Raw genomic sequence first — 396 nt, forward strand, 5'->3', positions numbered from 1 at the left:
AGGAGCAGAATATCACTTATAGGAGTTGTTCAAATTTACGGATCCATCTCTCTTAGGAAGATTCACTATCATATCTTCATTAATTTTTTGTAGTGCAGACATAAGTGTAGAAATTAATATAGCTGATTGAATTTTATCATAAAATCTATTTCCAAGTTATTTATTTTTAAATTTTTCTATTTCAATTCTGAATGGCTTTGTTGCACAAACCTATCTGTAAAGGGTTTTTCAGCGATATAATTTTCAAATGAAGAAGCCTACACACAAAATCTACCGCACAACCAATTGGCCCGCATATAACCGAGCACTCATGAGTCGAGGAAATATTGCCATTTGGTTTGATCCTGCTACGCAATGATATGCTCCATCAAAAGGCAAACAAGGGCGAAATCAAAT

1 pseudogene is annotated in these 396 nt (G+C 33.8%); it reads left to right on the forward strand.

Features of this window, described 5'->3' with window-relative positions:
* Positions 1-247: 247 nt before the first annotated feature.
* Positions 248-355, forward strand: a pseudogene (locus ACWQ4X_RS19845) (IS5/IS1182 family transposase); the annotation flags it as partial.
* Between the last annotated feature and the right edge of the window lie 41 nt (positions 356-396).

Source organism: Acinetobacter sp. NigerLNRRAM0016, assembly GCF_054112845.1.